We start from the raw sequence: 16,012 nt of genomic DNA on the forward strand, positions 1-16,012 counted from the left end.
CCCGGCCCGCCAAATGAGCGGGCTTTTTTTTGAACAAAATTAATGAGAATAACGATGCAAACTCAAAAACCGACACTCGAACTGCTAGCCTGCGATGCCGCCTACCGTGAAAATCCAACGGCGCTGTTTCACCAGGTGTGTGGCGCACGCCCGGCCACGCTGCTGCTGGAATCTGCCGATATCGACAGCAAAGACGATCTGAAAAGCCTGCTGCTGGTCGACAGCGCATTACGCATTACCGCTCTCGGTGACACTGTCACTATTCAGGCATTATCCGCAAACGGCGCATCGCTGTTGCCCCTGTTGGATGCCGCTCTGCCAGCTGGCGTTGAGAACGAACAACAACCAAATGGCCGTCATCTGCGATTCCCTGCCGTCAGCCCGCTGCTTGATGAAGACGCTCGCTTATGCTCCCTTTCCGTATTTGATGCTTTCCGTTTATTGCAGGAGCTGGTTAATGTTCCTGTGCAAGAACGTGAAGCCATGTTCTTCGGCGGTCTGTTTTCCTACGACCTGGTTGCCGGTTTTGAAGAGTTACCACAACTTGAAGCGGGCAACCGTTGCCCTGACTACTGCTTCTATCTGGCTGAAACGCTAATGGTGATCGACCACCAGAAGAAAAGTACCCGCATTCAGGCCAGCGTATTTACCCCTGACGATGTAGAAAAACAGCGACTCAACGCCCGACTGGCGCAGTTGAGCCAGCAGCTTACCGAGCCTGCGCCGCAACTGCCCGTCACTGAAGTCCCGCAGATGCGCTGTGAATGCAATCAGAGCGATGAAGAATTTGGCGCCGTGGTGCGTGGGATGCAAAAAGCCATTCGCGCGGGCGAAATTTTCCAGGTTGTTCCGTCCCGCCGTTTCTCGCTGCCCTGCCCGTCACCGCTGGCTGCCTACTATGTCCTGAAGAAAAGTAACCCCAGCCCGTACATGTTTTTCATGCAGGACCACGATTTCACGCTGTTTGGCGCCTCCCCGGAAAGCTCACTGAAATACGATGCCACCAGTCGCCAGATTGAAATCTACCCGATTGCCGGAACCCGCCCACGCGGTCGTCGTGCAGACGGTTCGCTTGACCGCGATCTCGACAGCCGTATTGAGCTGGAGATGCGTACCGACCATAAAGAGCTTTCCGAGCACCTGATGCTGGTTGACCTTGCGCGTAACGACCTGGCGCGCATTTGTACGCCGGGCAGCCGCTACGTTGCAGACCTCACCAAAGTGGATCGGTACTCCTTCGTGATGCACCTGGTTTCCCGGGTTGTTGGCGAGCTGCGTAGCGATCTGGATGTGCTGCATGCTTACCGTGCCTGCATGAACATGGGCACGCTTAGCGGCGCGCCGAAGGTTCGCGCCATGCAGCTTATCGCCGAAGCCGAAGGTCGCCGCCGCGGCAGCTATGGCGGCGCGGTAGGTTACTTCACGGCCCATGGCGATCTGGACACCTGTATTGTGATTCGTTCTGCTCTCGTGGAAGACGGTATTGCCACCGTGCAGGCCGGTGCCGGGATTGTGCTGGATTCTGTTCCACAGTCTGAAGCCGATGAGACCCGTAATAAAGCACGAGCGGTTCTGCGTGCTATCGCCACCGCGCACCACGCACAGGAGACTTTCTAATGGCTGACATTCTGCTGCTCGATAATATCGACTCTTTTACTTATAACCTGGCAGATCAGCTGCGCACTAACGGTCACAACGTGGTGATTTACCGCAACCATATTCCGGCCCAGACGTTAATTGACCGCTTAGCAACCATGAAAAACCCGGTGCTGATGCTCTCTCCGGGTCCTGGTGCGCCAAGCGAAGCCGGCTGCATGCCGGAGCTGTTAACCCGCCTGCGCGGCAAACTGCCAATTATCGGCATTTGTCTGGGGCATCAGGCGATTGTTGAAGCCTATGGTGGTTATGTCGGTCAGGCTGGCGAAATCCTGCACGGCAAAGCGTCCAGCATTGAACACGACGGCCAGGCAATGTTCGCCGGTCTGGCAAATCCGCTGCCGGTGGCGCGTTACCATTCGCTGGTTGGCAGTAATGTGCCCGCCGGATTGACCATCAACGCCCACTTTAACGGCATGGTGATGGCGGTGCGTCACGACACCGATCGCGTCTGCGGCTTCCAGTTCCATCCGGAATCCATTCTGACTACCCAGGGCGCGCGTCTGCTGGAGCAAACGCTGGCCTGGGCGCAACAGAAGCTCGAACAGACCAATACGCTGCAACCCATTCTGGAGAAACTGTATCAGGCTCAGACGCTGTCTCAGCAGGAAAGCCACCAGCTGTTTTCTGCTGTGGTACGCGGTGAACTGAAGCCGGAACAACTGGCTGCAGCACTGGTGAGCATGAAAATCCGTGGTGAACACCCGAATGAAATTGCCGGTGCGGCAACCGCGCTACTGGAAAACGCCGCTCCGTTCCCGCGTCCTGATTATCTGTTTGCCGATATTGTCGGTACCGGCGGCGACGGCAGCAACAGTATCAATATTTCTACCGCCAGCGCGTTTGTTGCGGCGGCTTGCGGATTGAAAGTCGCCAAACACGGCAACCGCAGCGTATCCAGCAAATCGGGTTCTTCGGATCTGTTAGCGGCATTTGGTATCAATCTGGATATGAACGCCGATAAATCCCGTCAGGCGCTTGACGACCTCGGGGTGTGCTTCCTGTTTGCGCCGAAATATCACACCGGATTTCGCCATGCCATGCCGGTACGCCAACAGTTGAAAACCCGCACGCTCTTTAACGTGCTCGGCCCACTGATTAACCCGGCGCATCCGCCGCTGGCGCTGATCGGCGTATACAGCCCGGAACTGGTGCTGCCGATTGCCGAAACGCTGCGCGTATTGGGATATCAGCGGGCAGCCGTAGTGCACAGTGGCGGCATGGATGAGGTTTCATTGCATGCGCCGACCATTGTGGCAGAGCTGCACGATGGCGAAATCAAGAGTTATCAACTGACGGCGGAAGACTTTGGCCTGACGCCATACCACCAGGAACAGCTGGCTGGCGGCACGCCGGAAGAAAACCGTGACATTCTTAGTCGCTTGTTACAAGGTAAAGGTGAAGCCGCTCATGAAGCTGCTGTTGCCGCAAATGTCGCCATGTTAATGCGCCTGCACGGTGAAGAAGATTTAAAAGCCAATGCGCAAACCGTGATTAATGTACTGCGCAGCGGTGCGGCCTATGACCGCGTCACTGCACTGGCAGCAAGAGGGTAAATGATGCAAACCGTTTTAGCGAAAATTGTCGCAGACAAGGCGATTTGGGTAGAAGCCCGCAAACAGCAACAACCGCTGGCCAGCTTTCAGAATGATGTTCAACCCAGCTCTCGCGATTTCTACGATGCGCTGCAGGGTGCGCGCACCGCCTTTATTCTGGAGTGCAAAAAAGCGTCTCCGTCAAAAGGCGTGATCCGCGATGACTTTGACCCGACACAGATTGCGGGGATATATAAACATTATGCTTCCGCAATTTCCGTCCTGACCGATGAGAAATATTTCCAGGGGAGCTTTGATTTCCTGCCCATCGTCAGCCGGATCGCACCGCAGCCGATTCTGTGTAAGGATTTTATTATCGATCCATACCAGATTTACCTGGCACGTTTCTACCAGGCGGATGCCTGTCTGTTGATGCTGTCGGTGCTTGATGATGAGCAATACCGTCAACTCGCCGCCGTCGCCCATAGCCTGAAAATGGGCGTACTGACCGAAGTCAGTAACGAAGAAGAGCTGGAGCGTGCTATCGCTCTGGGCGCCAAAGTCGTTGGTATCAATAACCGTGATTTACGCGATCTGTCGATTGACCTGAATCGCACCCGCCAGTTGGCGCCGCGACTGGGTCATGGCGTAACCGTCATCAGCGAGTCCGGCATCAATACCTATGGTCAGGTGCGCGAGCTCAGCCACTTCGCCAACGGTTTTCTGATTGGCTCCGCGCTGATGTCGCACGATGATCTGCATGCCGCCGTACGTCGCGTACTACTTGGCGAGAATAAAGTCTGCGGTTTAACCCGGGCTCAGGATGCAAACGCGGCATACGAAGCGGGCGCCATTTACGGTGGCTTGATTTTTGTGCCCACATCGCCGCGCGCGATCGGCGTTGAACAGGCGCGAGAGGTCATGACCGGCGCGCCGCTGCAATACGTCGGGGTGTTTCGCAACACAGAGATTAGCGACGTGCGTGAAATAGCGGCTGCTTTGGGACTCACTGCCGTGCAACTGCATGGTAGTGAAGACCAGGCCTATATTGATGCGCTACGCGATGCGCTACCCGCGCAGGTACAAATCTGGAAGGCGCTGAGCGTCAGCGAGACCTTGCCAGCCCGTGATTATCAGCATGTCGATAAATACGTATTCGACAATGGTCAGGGCGGCAGCGGTCAACGCTTCGACTGGTCACTTTTAGGCGGACAATCGCTGGATAACGTTTTACTGGCTGGCGGACTCGGCGCAGATAACTGCGTTGACGCAGCAAAAGCCGGCTGTGCCGGTCTCGATTTCAATTCTGGCGTAGAGTCACTGCCGGGCATCAAGGATGCACGTCTTTTGGCTTCGGTCTTTCAGACGCTGCGCGCATATTAAGGAAAAGGACATGACAACATTACTCAATCCATATTTTGGTGAATTTGGCGGTATGTATGTGCCACAGATTCTGATGCCTGCCCTGCGCCAGCTGGAAGAAGCTTTTGTCAGCGCGCAAAAAGATCCTGAATTTCAGGCGCAGTTTACAGACCTGCTGAAAAACTATGCTGGTCGCCCAACCGCACTGACCAAGTGCCAGAACATTACTCAAGGCACTAACACGACGCTGTATCTCAAACGTGAAGATTTACTGCACGGCGGCGCGCACAAAACTAACCAGGTGCTGGGCCAGGCGTTGCTGGCGAAGCGTATGGGTAAAACAGAGATCATCGCCGAAACCGGCGCGGGTCAGCACGGTGTTGCATCAGCTCTCGCCAGCGCACTGCTGGGGTTGAAATGCCGTATTTATATGGGTGCGAAAGACGTTGAACGCCAGTCGCCTAACGTTTTCCGTATGCGTCTGATGGGTGCTGAAGTCATCCCGGTTCACAGCGGTTCCGCAACGCTGAAAGATGCCTGTAACGAAGCGCTGCGCGACTGGTCTGGCAGCTACGATACCGCGCACTATATGCTCGGTACGGCGGCAGGTCCGCACCCCTTCCCGACCATTGTTCGTGAATTCCAGCGCATGATCGGTGAAGAAACCAAAGCACAGATCCTCGAAAAAGAGGGGCGCCTGCCGGACGCCGTTATCGCCTGCGTGGGCGGCGGTTCTAACGCTATCGGTATGTTCGCAGACTTTATTAATGAAGCCAGCGTCGGTCTGATTGGTGTAGAGCCAGGCGGTCACGGGATTGAGTCCGGGGAACATGGCGCGCCGTTGAAACATGGCCGTGTCGGGATTTACTTCGGCATGAAGTCCCCCATGATGCAGACCGAAGAAGGACAGATTGAAGAGTCTTACTCTGTATCTGCGGGGCTGGACTTCCCGTCAGTCGGACCACAGCATGCGTATCTGAACAGCATTGGTCGCGCCGATTATGTTTCGATCACCGACGATGAAGCGCTGGAAGCCTTCAAAACGCTGTGTCTGCACGAGGGGATTATTCCGGCACTGGAGTCCTCCCATGCCCTGGCGCACGCATTGAAAATGATGCGTGAAAACCCGGAAAAAGAGCAGCTACTGGTGGTTAATCTCTCCGGTCGCGGCGACAAAGACATTTTCACCGTACACGATATTCTGAAAGCGCGAGGGGAAATCTGATGGAACGTTACGAAAACCTGTTTGCACAGCTGAAGGACCGCAAAGAAGGTGCTTTTGTCCCCTTCGTAACCCTGGGCGATCCGTCCGTTGAGCAGTCACTGAAAATCATTGATACGCTGATTGAAGCCGGTGCCGATGCCCTTGAGCTCGGTATTCCGTTCTCCGATCCGCTGGCTGACGGCCCAACTATTCAGGAAGCCACCCTGCGTGCATTTGCCGCCGGCGTCACGCCGTCGCAATGCTTTGAAATGCTGGCGCTGATTCGCCAGAAGCACCCAACTATTCCCATTGGGTTGCTGATGTATGCCAACCTGGTGTTCAGTAAGGGCATCGACGAGTTTTACGCCCAGTGCGAAAAAGTAGGTGTGGATTCGGTGCTTGTAGCCGATGTTCCCGTTGAGGAATCCGCGCCATTCAGAGCTGCGGCACTGCGCCACAACATCGCACCTATTTTTATCTGTCCGCCGAACGCCGATGAAGAACTGCTGCGCCAGATTGCCTCTTACGGTCGCGGCTATACCTACCTGCTTTCGCGTGCAGGTGTTACCGGTGCGGAAAATCGTGCGGCGTTACCGCTGCATCACCTGGTCGAAAAATTGAAAGAATATGATGCGCCGCCTTCTTTACAGGGGTTCGGTATCTCTGCGCCTGAACAGGTCGCCGGTGCTATTGAAGCCGGCGCTGCTGGCGCAATTTCCGGCTCGGCGATTGTGAAAATCATTGAGAAGAATGTTGCGGTACCAGAACAAATGCTGGCTGAGCTGAACGCTTTTGTCAGCGCGATGAAAGCCGCCACCCGCCAGTAAGCTACATCAACCGCCAGAAACTTCTGGCGGTTTTATCCCTCTTTCTTGTGCTTCATTTTATACATGGCGTTATCCGCATTCTGAATCGCCACATCCAATTCGCCGTTCACCTCTGCAATCCCCCACGAGACTGACAATGGCACGGTATGGCCGTCCACCACAAACACATGGCTGGTCACCTGCCCGCTAATACGTTGCGCGATCGCGAAGGCGTCATTAGCCTGCGAGCGAAACAGCAGGATCATAAATTCATCCCCGCCGGTACGGATCACAATATCGTGGCTGGTGCGGGTGTTTGACAACATCCTGTTGGCAATAATTTGCAGCGCGCGATCGCCCGCCGCATGGCCCCAGGTATCATTGACGGCTTTAAACTTATTGCAGTCCAGTAGCACCACCGAACAGTGTGATAAATCACGGCGCTTAATGATGTCGAGAATTCGACGATTAAAACAGCCGGTCAGCGTATCAATATAAACTTTAAGATCGCTTTCGTTCAGCCATGATTTTAACGAGAAACTAATGATGATGAAAAAGAACGGCGCCAGCAGCATAACGATTCCTGCATGCGGGTCGCGCGCCATAAAACGGCCTAATGAAAGTGAATAGTGCAGTGCATATTTCTCCGAAAAATTGCGCACCATAAAACGGGATTGACCGTTACATTTACCGGATAAGCAGAGACTCTCATTATTGGTTAAATTCACCAACTCCACATTCAGCTCCGGTGGAATTTGGTCGTCAAAGGCCTGAGCCAACGCTTCCTGTAATTCTGGCTTTGAATGGTCATAGACCAGATAGGCCACAATTTGGTCTGATATCTCTTTACCAGACAAATCGTAGATATAGCTCACCACGCTATAAGCTTTTTCACCGGTAATTTTATCGGTATAAAAGTTCGTGGAACTAAGGGCTTTATTTTTGACATTTTTCTGCAACAGTCGGGTATAGAAATCGACCGGCGGATAGAAAAATTGGGTAATATCCCGCGCCATTTCAGAATTAGAGAAACTGAAATTGCGCGAATCAGAAGCCATAAACCAGTAAAAATAATCTGAATTTTTGGCAATAATATAACGATGTGCATCGAAGCTGCCTGGGTTCAGCTCATTGACCATGCCGCGAATAAACTCCGCCGCCGTATACATACACAGCGCGTTGTGACCGATTTGCTGGGCAACCATTGTCCCCGTCGCCGAATGCAGCCGCTTTGGGTCGGCGTTAATTCCCCATTCATTCTCATAGCGGGGAACAAATTGTGAAATATCGCCGCATTGTTCACCCGTTTTGATATGGTGATAGCGCTCACCAATCGCATCGGCGATCAGCTCGTTATCGTTAAAAATGTCCATCATGCGCGCTTGCAGGCGGTTAACGCCTTCGCTGGCAGTAGCCATACGCTGCTCATAAATAATAAACAGAAACAACGAGGTAAATATCAACGTAATGAGCCCTGATACCAGCAGTGCCTGCCTGTTTCTGAGCTTGTCCTGCACAATCTTCACGAGTCCACCCTGATAGTTAACATATTGCCAAACCGGTTACCCGTTTTTGTTGTTGCATAACTGCGCTGTACGTTGATTGAGAATATTAACCTTCCCTAAGCTGATGAGTTAGAAGCCCGTTGTTATGCGAGCTAAAGTTACAGACTTATACAATAAAAGCGCATTTTTGTTAACATAAATGCAAACTAATCATCACCCTCAATCGGATATCCTGCCCGACGAATGGCCTCACGACAATCGCTCACGCCTGCGGCGTAGCCCGCTTCAATCTCACAAACCGGACTGGCGCTGCAAAAAGGTAGTGTAACCGGAGTCGCAATACGTTTTTCCAGCGTCTCAATTTTATCCATATAAATCAGTAATTCACGCGCGGCACTCACGGCAAACGCTGCCGTTTGATCTTCGGTGAATGGTTCCAGAAGCGTGATTTTTTGTTGTAGCAGGTGGCGAGTCAACATCATTGTGAATGCCCTCAAAGCCAGTTTGCTTAAAGAGTAGCATTACATCGACGGGGAGAGTGGCTGGAAGAAATAAATGGGCAATAAAAAAAGCTGACCGTGGAGCGATCAGCCTTTCAGCATTTTAATCACGGACTTAGAAGCGATAACCCGCAGAGAACATAAACACCCACGGATCGAGGCGTACGCTGTCATGCTGCTGCGCGCCAGCCAGTTTGTAGCTCGCGGTGGTATCGATATCCATGTACCAGACCGACATGTTAATCAACCAGTCGCGGTTAATCAGGTAGTCCATACCCACTTGCCCTGCCGCGCCCCAGGAATCTTTCAGGCTCAGGTCAGATAAACCAGTCTGTTTGCCGTTATCGTTAAAACCTTCGTCAAAGAAGGTGGTGTAGTTCACACCAACACCCACGTATGGACGCAGTTTGCTGCTGGAATCACCGAAATACCACTGTGCCATTAAGGTCGGCGGTAAATGGTGGACGGTAGCAATGTCACCCGTTGTGGCAGTACCAATTTTATGGCGGAACGGCGTGGCTGCCAGTAATTCAACACCGATATTGTCGGTTGCCATATAGGTAAATGTCAGACCCAACTGCGTGTTATTGCTGACATTAAAGCCACCCAGGCTTCCCAGCGTACCACCCGCGCCTTCCGTCGGTCTGACGGTGGCAGAACCTGCACGAATAAAGAATTCTCCGGCCTCATGCGCAAATGCGTTGCCAGAGAGAAGAGTTGTTAAAGCCAATGCTGCAACTGTTAATTTTTTCATGTCCGCTCCATCGTTATGGTTATAAAAGCGGAACGAATATACCCACATTGGAGTAATAAGTGATCTAACCTGGATCACATTGACTTTGATAATTTAACATTTATTGATCCAGATTAAGTTAGAACTTGCATTCAAAATCCTGGTTAACTTAATTCAGATCAATTTTGATATATTTTCGCCACGCAAGTAACTGACCTGCGTTGCCGAATGGCGATGGTTATTTGTCCGTGATGCGCAGAGAACAACCAACGTTCTTGCATGACGCTGAAGTCATAGCCAAAAATTACCGGGGCTTTACAAAGATATGCTTTTCCATACATCGCGCGATGCTGCCACTGTGGAGTTATCCAGGGTACAATTGCCCGCAAATGAACACCTGCAAAACTCAAGGAGAGTGCATGTCTATCACGGCGAAATCCGTTTACCGTGACACGGGAAACTTTTTCCGTAATCAATTCATTACCATCTTGCTGGTATCGTTGTTGTGCGCGTTTATCACAGTGGTGTTAGGGCATGCCTTTTCTCCCACCGACGCACAAATTGCGCAACTCAGTGAAGGCGATCAGTTAACCAGCAGCGTGGGCTTGTTCGATCTGGTACAGAACATGACCCCGGAGCAACAGCAAATTTTGCTACGCGCTTCCGCGGCGTCGACGTTTTCCGGCTTGATTGGTAATGCCATCCTCGCCGGGGGTGTCATCCTGATGATTCAACTGATTTCAGCCGGTCATCGGGTCAGCGCATTACGCGCCATCGGTGCCAGCGCGCCGGTTCTGCCTAAGCTGTTTATTCTGATTTTTCTGACTACTCTGCTGGTGCAAATCGGTATTATGCTGGTTGTGGTGCCGGGTATTCTGCTGGCCATCCTGCTGGCGCTCGCACCGGTGATGTTGGTACAGGACAAAATGGGTGTCTTTGCCGCTATGCGCAACAGTATGCGCCTGGCATGGTCGAATATGCGCCTGGTTGCGCCAGCAGTGATCGGTTGGCTGCTGGCAAAAACTCTGCTGTTGCTTTTTGCGCCAAGTTTTGCGGTACTTACGCCAAATGTAGGCGCGGTATTGGCGAATACGCTGAGCAATATGATCTCCGCCGTGTTGCTGATCTATTTGTTCCGCCTGTACATGCTGATTCGCCAATAAACCCTGAACGCTTCCGGGCTTGTACCCGGTGCTTTTGATGACGGAATCGAAGAATGAAGCAGTTTCTTGATTTTTTACCGCTGGTTGTCTTTTTTGCTTTTTATAAGCTCTACGACATCTATGCGGCGACCTCGGCGCTGATTGTCGCGACGGCTGTTGTTTTAATTTACAGCTGGGTTCGCTATCGCAAGGTCGAAAAGATGGCATTAATCACCTTTGTTCTGGTAGCCGTGTTCGGTGGCCTGACCATCTTCTTCCACAATGATGAATTCATTAAGTGGAAAGTAACGGTGATTTATGGACTGTTTGCCGGTGCGCTGCTGGTTAGCCAGTGGGTGATGAAAAAGCCGCTGATCCAGCGCATGTTAGGCAAAGAGCTGACCCTGCCTCAGCCGGTATGGTCAAAACTTAATTTAGCCTGGGCCGTCTTCTTCATCCTGTGCGGTCTGGCGAATATCTATATTGCGTTTTGGCTACCGCAGAATATTTGGGTCAACTTTAAAGTATTTGGCCTGACCGCCCTGACCCTAATCTTTACGTTACTAAGCGGAGTCTATATTTACCGCCATCTTCCGCAGGAAGATAAATCGTAATACATGCTCGCCAGATCTACGGATCTGGCGAATTTTTATCCCCTCGCGTTCCTTATCTCCTTTAACCCGACTGACTTCCGCTCCACACGCTCCATCCCTCTGTTCTCAGCGCGTAAATTCTAGTAGCATCGCGCCTGTAATCTTTCTCTATAGTCGGTTCTACAATGACAACAACGAATAACACTCCCCAGGGCGAACTGGTTTTACGCACTCTGGCTATGCCTGCCGATACCAACGCGAACGGTGATATTTTTGGCGGCTGGCTGATGTCACAAATGGATATAGGCGGCGCTATTCAGGCCAAAGAGATCGCACATGGTCGTGTGGTCACGGTGCGGGTTGAAGGAATGAGCTTTTTGCGCCCAGTCGCCGTAGGCGATGTGGTTTGTTGCTATGCTCGCTGCGTGAAGCGCGGGACGACTTCGATCAGCATTAATATTGAAGTTTGGGTAAAGAAAGTTGCTTCAGAACCTATCGGCCAGCGCTATAAAGCCACCGAAGCCCTGTTTATCTATGTTGCCGTTGATAAAGACGGTAAACCTCGTCCAATCCCTACCCTGGCCTGATAGCTCGCGCCAGCACCGCCTGCCGGTAATCATACTCTTGATCATTACCGGCAGGCGGCGGACCGCCAAATTCGGCCTGACGTTTACTCGATTTGCGTTGTGCCGTTCAGGCGGAAGACAATATTCACCACCAGCCCGGAACCTGGTTTACCGGCCTCATAGCGCCATCTGCGCATTGCATTTTTCACTTCACGCTCAAACATATTCGCAGGCTGTGCGGACAGAACTTCTACATTTTCAACCCGGCCATCCGAGGTTACGTCAAATTTGACCTTCACACGGCCTTCAATGCGCAGCGCCTGGGCACGCGCCGGATATTGCGGCTGATTACGGCTTAAGGCTCGCGGACCAGAAGGTGCGCTCACCGCCGGTTTAGTCGTTGCCGGGGCGCTACTGGTCGTTGGACGCGCAGGCGCAGTATTTTCAAACGGAGACGACTGACGCGGCTCGGCTGGCTTAACATCACGCTTCGGCTGCTCTTCCACCTTTTTCACCGGTTTTGGCTTCGGTTTAGGCTTGGGCTTCGGTTTCTCAATCACTACCGGCGCTTCTTTTGGCGGTTCCGGGATCGGCTCTGGTTCCGGTTCAGGCTCGACGACAGGTTCCGGCGGCGGCTGAACGGCCTGAGGCGGTTCAAGATCGGCAGGCGCAACCATCGTAACGGAGATCGGCTGCGCTGGCGCAGGCAGTTCAATAACCTGATGTACCGAGGTATACAGCAAACCTGCCACTACAGCACCATGAATGCCGACTGAAAGTAACGTAGGCCAGGGAAAGCGACGAGGTAAATCAAGGGTCATTGAAGTCATAATCGTTTCAGTAAAAAAACCAGGCCCTGATTTTAAATGCAAATAGCAATCATATTCAATAAGACCGTGAGGCTAACTGGCATTTAAAACGCGATTTTATGATAAAAAACCATTTCCATAGTATGGCCTTAACATATCAGCTATCTTTCCGTTGCAGTTATCAGGCCTTTCCAATAACGTAAATATGACCTTTTACCCTTCAAGGAGCTCTACCCGTGCTGTACGTTATTTACGCTCAAGATATTGCAGACTCTCTCGAAAAACGTCTTTCTGTACGCCCTGCCCATCTGGCTCGTCTGCAACTCCTGCATGACGAAGGCCGCTTGCTGACTGCAGGCCCCATGCCAGCGGTTGACAGTAACGATCCGGGTGCAGCAGGGTTTACCGGCTCAACGGTGATTGCAGAATTTGAATCTTTAGAAGCCGCGCAGGCGTGGGCTGAAGCCGATCCGTATGTGGCGGCAGGCGTTTATGCGCAGGTTTCAGTAAAACCGTACAAAAAAGTTTTTTAAAAAACAGAACAAAAAGCAGACATTGGGCACCGCCAGCGGTGCCCTTTTAGATCAGATACTGTGGATCGCAAACAGCAACGAGTTGCGTTGATGGTTGAGAATGCACTTTCTGATAGTGTGGATACGCATATTACGACGCGATTGTCCTTCAAGCCAACGTGCTTTACGGCGGCTAGCCTGACGCAGCATCCGCCAGCGTCCCACTTCCGTTCTACTACGCTTCATGTTTACTACTCTTTCAGTCACTGAGTGGCCATTATAACGCCACACCGAATGCAGACCAGCGGTTTTCCCGTGTTTTTATTTGCCAGATTAATCCTGATGCGTAAACTCTTAACAATACGCTTTCAAAAGGATTTTTAAATTTATGACAACCTTCTACACCGTGGTGAGTTGGCTGGTCATTCTGGGTTACTGGGTACTCATTGCTGGCGTAACATTACGCATTCTAATGAAACGACGCGCAGTGCCCTCCGCAATGGCCTGGCTTTTGATCATCTATATTCTGCCATTGGTAGGGATCATTGCTTATCTGTCCTTCGGTGAGCTCCACCTGGGTAAACGTCGCGCCGAACGTGCCCGAGCAATGTGGCCGTCAACGGCCAAGTGGCTGAACGATCTTAAAGCCTGTAAGCATATTTTTGCGCAGGAAAACAGCAGCGTCGCCTCATCCTTATTTAAACTGTGCGAGCGGCGTCAAGGAATTGCCGGCGTTAAGGGAAATCAGCTGCAGCTGCTCACCAGTTCAGATGACGTGATGCAGGCATTAATCCGTGATATTCAACTCGCGCGCCACAACATAGAGATGGTGTTCTACATCTGGCAGCCGGGCGGTATGGCCGATCAGGTCGCCGAATCATTAATGGCCGCCGCCAGACGCGGGATTCACTGCCGCCTGATGCTGGACTCGGCGGGCAGCGTGGCGTTCTTCCGTAGCCCATGGGCGGCGATGATGCGTAACGCAGGGATCGAGGTTGTTGAAGCGCTGAAAGTGAACCTGATGCGTGTGTTTTTACGCCGGATGGACCTGCGCCAGCACCGCAAAATGATCATGATCGACAACTACATTGCGTATACCGGCAGCATGAACATGGTCGATCCGCGCTTCTTCAAACAAGATGCTGGCGTTGGGCAATGGGTTGATTTGATGGCAAGAATGGAAGGCCCGGTAGCCACCGCTATGGGCATCGTCTATTCCTGCGACTGGGAAATTGAGACCGGAAAGCGCATTTTACCCCCGCCGCCGGACGTCAATATCATGCCGTTTGAGCAGGCCAGCGGCCATACCATTCACACTATCGCCTCGGGTCCTGGTTTCCCAGAAGACTTGATTCATCAGGCGCTGTTAACCGCAGCTTATTCGGCTCGCGAATATTTAATTATGACCACGCCCTACTTTGTTCCCAGCGACGATTTGCTGCACGCCATTTGTACGGCGGCGCAGCGTGGGGTCGACGTCAGTATCATTCTTCCGCGTAAGAATGATTCCCTGTTGGTTGGCTGGGCAAGCCGGGCCTTTTTCACTGAACTGCTGGCGGCAGGCGTCAAAATCTATCAGTTCGAAGGCGGCCTGTTACACACCAAGAGCGTACTGGTTGATGGCGAGCTGAGCCTGGTCGGTACCGTTAACCTGGATATGCGCAGTCTGTGGCTCAATTTTGAAATCACGCTGGTCATTGACGATGCCGGATTCGGCGGCGATCTCGCCGCCGTGCAGGATGATTATATTTCGCGTTCCCGCCTGCTTGATGCCCGTTTGTGGGTAAAACGACCTCTCTGGCAGCGGATCGCCGAGCGACTGTTTTACTTCTTTAGCCCGTTGCTGTAAAACGTGCCCATCAGACAGTAAACAGGTAGTCATTATGGATATGGATTTGAACAATCGTCTGACTGAAGACGAAACGCTTGAGCAGGCTTACGATATTTTTCTCGAACTGGCTGTGGACAACCTCGATCCGGCAGATATCATTCTGTTTAATTTGCAGTTTGAAGAGCGCGGCGGTGCCGAATTATTCGATCCGGCAGAAGACTGGCAGGAGCATGTTGATTTTGACCTGAACCCTGATTTCTTTGCCGAAGTGGTGATTGGTCTGGCAGATACAGAAGATGGAGAGATTAACGATATTTTTGCGCGCGTTTTATTATGTCGCGAAAAAGATCACAAACTCTGCCATATTCTCTGGCGTGAATAATCAAACAAAAAAGCTGCTCTCGCAGCTTTTTTCATTTTTAGCCCGGTAGTTTACTTCCGCAGCGGTTACAAAACTGCGCGCTATGTTCGTGCTGCGCCTGCTGGCACTGGGGACATTTACGTTCATTCTGTCGATGCTGGAAAGCACTGCTCATGTGTGTGGTAATCAATCCCGTCGGTATCGCAATCACCGAGTAACCAATCAGGATAAGCACAGACGCGACCATACGTCCCAACGGCGTGTGAGGAGTGATATCGCCATAGCCGACGGTAGTGACCGTTACAATGGCCCAATACACCGACGCATTCAGCGTAGTAAAGCCATATTTTGGCCCTTCTATCAGATACATCATCGCGCCAAAAACCACCATCAGAATGGCAATAAAAGAATAGAACAGCATCAACTGATGCCGGGCGCTTTTTAACGCATTCCAGAACACACGCAGGGAAGGCATAAAGCGCAGCAACTTGAGAATGCGCAGGACGCGCAGGACGCGCATCGCCCGCCAGGCGAAGACATAACTCAGACTTATTTCAGGCCATAGCCACATCACATACAGTGGCAGAATAGTGGCCAGGTCGATTATCCCCCAGAAGCTAAACACATATTTAGCAGGGTTGGCCCAGCAGCATAAGCGCAGAAGATATTCGAGAGTAAAGACCAGAGTGATAAAGATCTCCAGCCAGACAAAAATATGCCATTCATCGTAAGTTAAATGGTATTGCGTCCCTACTCCGGACTCAATGAAGATAACAATAACGCTGAGCAAGGCGAACAGCGCGCACAGACCTTCAAAGCGACGCCCGGAACGGGTGTTTAAATCGAATAACTTGCGATAGAGCGCGCGGCGGACGGAAGAGACTAAACCTGGCACAG

17 protein-coding genes, 1 pseudogene and 1 other annotated feature (1 of these 19 running past the window's edge) are annotated in these 16,012 nt (G+C 52.0%); of the genes and pseudogenes, 12 read left to right on the forward strand and 6 right to left on the reverse strand.

The features are described from left to right. Window positions 1-31, forward strand: a sequence feature (Trp leader region); it begins 64 nt to the left of the window's first position. Between the two features lie 23 nt (window positions 32-54). From OGV77_RS16890 to trpA, 5 genes are read left to right on the forward strand one after another with little or no spacing between them, the layout of a single operon-like run. Further along, window positions 55-1,617 (forward strand): anthranilate synthase component 1, encoded by a 1,563-nt coding sequence (locus OGV77_RS16890; protein ID WP_087050486.1) that lies wholly within the window; start codon window positions 55-57, stop codon window positions 1,615-1,617. Continuing rightward, the gene (gene trpD, locus OGV77_RS16895) at window positions 1,617-3,212 is read left to right on the forward strand and encodes a bifunctional anthranilate synthase glutamate amidotransferase component TrpG/anthranilate phosphoribosyltransferase TrpD (protein ID WP_003020639.1); all 1,596 of its coding nucleotides are present in this window, start codon (window positions 1,617-1,619) and stop codon (window positions 3,210-3,212) included. The genes OGV77_RS16890 and trpD overlap by 1 nt, the downstream gene beginning before the upstream one ends. A gap of 3 nt (window positions 3,213-3,215) precedes the next feature. Beyond that, window positions 3,216-4,574 (forward strand): bifunctional indole-3-glycerol-phosphate synthase TrpC/phosphoribosylanthranilate isomerase TrpF, encoded by a 1,359-nt coding sequence (gene trpCF, locus OGV77_RS16900; protein WP_080626317.1) that lies wholly within the window; start codon window positions 3,216-3,218, stop codon window positions 4,572-4,574. Window positions 4,575-4,584: 10 nt separating this feature from the next. Continuing rightward, entirely contained in the window at window positions 4,585-5,778 is a 1,194-nt protein-coding gene (gene trpB, locus OGV77_RS16905) for a tryptophan synthase subunit beta (protein ID WP_043016140.1), read from the forward strand. Then, entirely contained in the window at window positions 5,778-6,584 is an 807-nt protein-coding gene (trpA, locus tag OGV77_RS16910) for a tryptophan synthase subunit alpha (protein ID WP_043016139.1), read from the forward strand. Before trpB ends, trpA begins: the two co-directional genes overlap by 1 nt. 32 nt (window positions 6,585-6,616) lie before the next feature. On the opposite strand, the gene OGV77_RS16915 is transcribed toward trpA, so the two are convergent. The 3 genes from OGV77_RS16915 to ompW all read right to left on the reverse strand — a co-directional run bounded on the left by OGV77_RS16915 (window position 6,617) and on the right by ompW (window position 9,322). Next, window positions 6,617-8,089, reverse strand: a complete 1,473-nt coding sequence (locus OGV77_RS16915) for a GGDEF domain-containing protein (protein ID WP_080625252.1) — start codon at window positions 8,087-8,089, stop codon at window positions 6,617-6,619. A gap of 185 nt (window positions 8,090-8,274) precedes the next feature. After that, on the reverse strand, window positions 8,275-8,550 hold the full coding sequence (locus OGV77_RS16920) for a hypothetical protein (protein ID WP_047410825.1): 276 nt from the start codon (window positions 8,548-8,550) through the stop codon (window positions 8,275-8,277). 133 nt (window positions 8,551-8,683) lie between these two features. Beyond that, the gene (gene ompW / locus OGV77_RS16925) at window positions 8,684-9,322 is read right to left on the reverse strand and encodes an outer membrane protein OmpW (RefSeq protein WP_043016137.1); all 639 of its coding nucleotides are present in this window, start codon (window positions 9,320-9,322) and stop codon (window positions 8,684-8,686) included. 283 nt (window positions 9,323-9,605) lie between these two features. Here ompW and OGV77_RS16930 point away from each other — a divergent pair. The 4 genes and pseudogenes from OGV77_RS16930 to yciA form a co-directional block, all read left to right on the forward strand. Continuing rightward, a pseudogene (locus OGV77_RS16930) lies at window positions 9,606-9,692 on the forward strand (YkgJ family cysteine cluster protein); the annotation flags it as partial. Window positions 9,693-9,720: 28 nt separating this feature from the next. Continuing rightward, on the forward strand, window positions 9,721-10,464 hold the full coding sequence (locus OGV77_RS16935; RefSeq protein ID WP_003020663.1) for a YciC family protein: 744 nt from the start codon (window positions 9,721-9,723) through the stop codon (window positions 10,462-10,464). Between the two features lie 53 nt (window positions 10,465-10,517). Next, window positions 10,518-11,057 (forward strand): septation protein A, encoded by a 540-nt coding sequence (locus tag OGV77_RS16940; RefSeq protein ID WP_087050485.1) that lies wholly within the window; start codon window positions 10,518-10,520, stop codon window positions 11,055-11,057. A 164-nt stretch (window positions 11,058-11,221) separates the two neighbouring features. Then, window positions 11,222-11,623, forward strand: coding sequence for an acyl-CoA thioester hydrolase YciA (gene yciA, locus OGV77_RS16945; protein ID WP_003020670.1), 402 nt, complete (start codon window positions 11,222-11,224; stop codon window positions 11,621-11,623). Between the two features lie 83 nt (window positions 11,624-11,706). Here the strand turns inward: yciA and tonB are convergent, their stop codons facing one another. Next, entirely contained in the window at window positions 11,707-12,423 is a 717-nt protein-coding gene (tonB, locus tag OGV77_RS16950) for a TonB system transport protein TonB (protein ID WP_043017896.1), read from the reverse strand. 224 nt (window positions 12,424-12,647) lie between these two features. Between tonB and OGV77_RS16955 the strand changes: the two genes are divergently transcribed. Then, the gene (locus tag OGV77_RS16955; RefSeq protein ID WP_003020675.1) at window positions 12,648-12,944 is read left to right on the forward strand and encodes a YciI family protein; all 297 of its coding nucleotides are present in this window, start codon (window positions 12,648-12,650) and stop codon (window positions 12,942-12,944) included. Between the two features lie 51 nt (window positions 12,945-12,995). On the opposite strand, the gene OGV77_RS16960 is transcribed toward OGV77_RS16955, so the two are convergent. Next, window positions 12,996-13,169, reverse strand: coding sequence for a YciY family protein (locus tag OGV77_RS16960; protein ID WP_003020684.1), 174 nt, complete (start codon window positions 13,167-13,169; stop codon window positions 12,996-12,998). Between the two features lie 142 nt (window positions 13,170-13,311). On the opposite strand from OGV77_RS16960, the gene cls reads away from it, so the two are divergent. Together cls and OGV77_RS16970 are read left to right on the forward strand one after the other, a co-directional pair. After that, the gene (gene cls, locus OGV77_RS16965; RefSeq protein ID WP_003020687.1) at window positions 13,312-14,772 is read left to right on the forward strand and encodes a cardiolipin synthase; all 1,461 of its coding nucleotides are present in this window, start codon (window positions 13,312-13,314) and stop codon (window positions 14,770-14,772) included. Between the two features lie 34 nt (window positions 14,773-14,806). Beyond that, window positions 14,807-15,136 carry an HI1450 family dsDNA-mimic protein gene (locus tag OGV77_RS16970; protein ID WP_043016135.1) on the forward strand — a complete coding sequence of 110 codons (330 nt, stop codon included), beginning with the start codon at window positions 14,807-14,809 and terminating at the stop codon, window positions 15,134-15,136. A 37-nt stretch (window positions 15,137-15,173) separates the two neighbouring features. Here the strand turns inward: OGV77_RS16970 and OGV77_RS16975 are convergent, their stop codons facing one another. After that, a complete protein-coding gene (locus OGV77_RS16975) occupies window positions 15,174-16,010 on the reverse strand; it encodes an ion transporter (protein WP_043016134.1) in 837 nt (278 codons plus the stop codon). Window positions 16,011-16,012 lie beyond the last annotated feature (2 nt).

The organism is Citrobacter sp. Ce129 (genome assembly GCF_030334545.1).
In the GTDB taxonomy this organism is placed as follows: Bacteria; Pseudomonadota; Gammaproteobacteria; order Enterobacterales; family Enterobacteriaceae; genus Citrobacter; species Citrobacter europaeus.

Excerpts from the sequence above, each read along its gene's own strand:
- OGV77_RS16890 (WP_087050486.1), top strand. The coding sequence starts at position 55 with ATGCAAACTCAAAAACCGACACTCGAACTGCTAGCCTGCGATGCCGCC.
- trpD (WP_003020639.1), top strand. The coding sequence starts at position 1,617 with ATGGCTGACATTCTGCTGCTCGATAATATCGACTCTTTTACTTATAAC.
- trpCF (WP_080626317.1), top strand. The coding sequence starts at position 3,216 with ATGCAAACCGTTTTAGCGAAAATTGTCGCAGACAAGGCGATTTGGGTA.
- trpB (WP_043016140.1), top strand. The coding sequence starts at position 4,585 with ATGACAACATTACTCAATCCATATTTTGGTGAATTTGGCGGTATGTAT.
- trpA (WP_043016139.1), top strand. The coding sequence starts at position 5,778 with ATGGAACGTTACGAAAACCTGTTTGCACAGCTGAAGGACCGCAAAGAA.
- OGV77_RS16920 (WP_047410825.1), bottom strand. The coding sequence starts at position 8,550 with ATGATGTTGACTCGCCACCTGCTACAACAAAAAATCACGCTTCTGGAA.
- ompW (WP_043016137.1), bottom strand. The coding sequence starts at position 9,322 with ATGAAAAAATTAACAGTTGCAGCATTGGCTTTAACAACTCTTCTCTCT.
- OGV77_RS16935 (WP_003020663.1), top strand. The coding sequence starts at position 9,721 with ATGTCTATCACGGCGAAATCCGTTTACCGTGACACGGGAAACTTTTTC.
- OGV77_RS16940 (WP_087050485.1), top strand. The coding sequence starts at position 10,518 with ATGAAGCAGTTTCTTGATTTTTTACCGCTGGTTGTCTTTTTTGCTTTT.
- yciA (WP_003020670.1), top strand. The coding sequence starts at position 11,222 with ATGACAACAACGAATAACACTCCCCAGGGCGAACTGGTTTTACGCACT.
- tonB (WP_043017896.1), bottom strand. The coding sequence starts at position 12,423 with ATGACCCTTGATTTACCTCGTCGCTTTCCCTGGCCTACGTTACTTTCA.
- OGV77_RS16960 (WP_003020684.1), bottom strand. The coding sequence starts at position 13,169 with ATGAAGCGTAGTAGAACGGAAGTGGGACGCTGGCGGATGCTGCGTCAG.
- cls (WP_003020687.1), top strand. The coding sequence starts at position 13,312 with ATGACAACCTTCTACACCGTGGTGAGTTGGCTGGTCATTCTGGGTTAC.
- OGV77_RS16970 (WP_043016135.1), top strand. The coding sequence starts at position 14,807 with ATGGATATGGATTTGAACAATCGTCTGACTGAAGACGAAACGCTTGAG.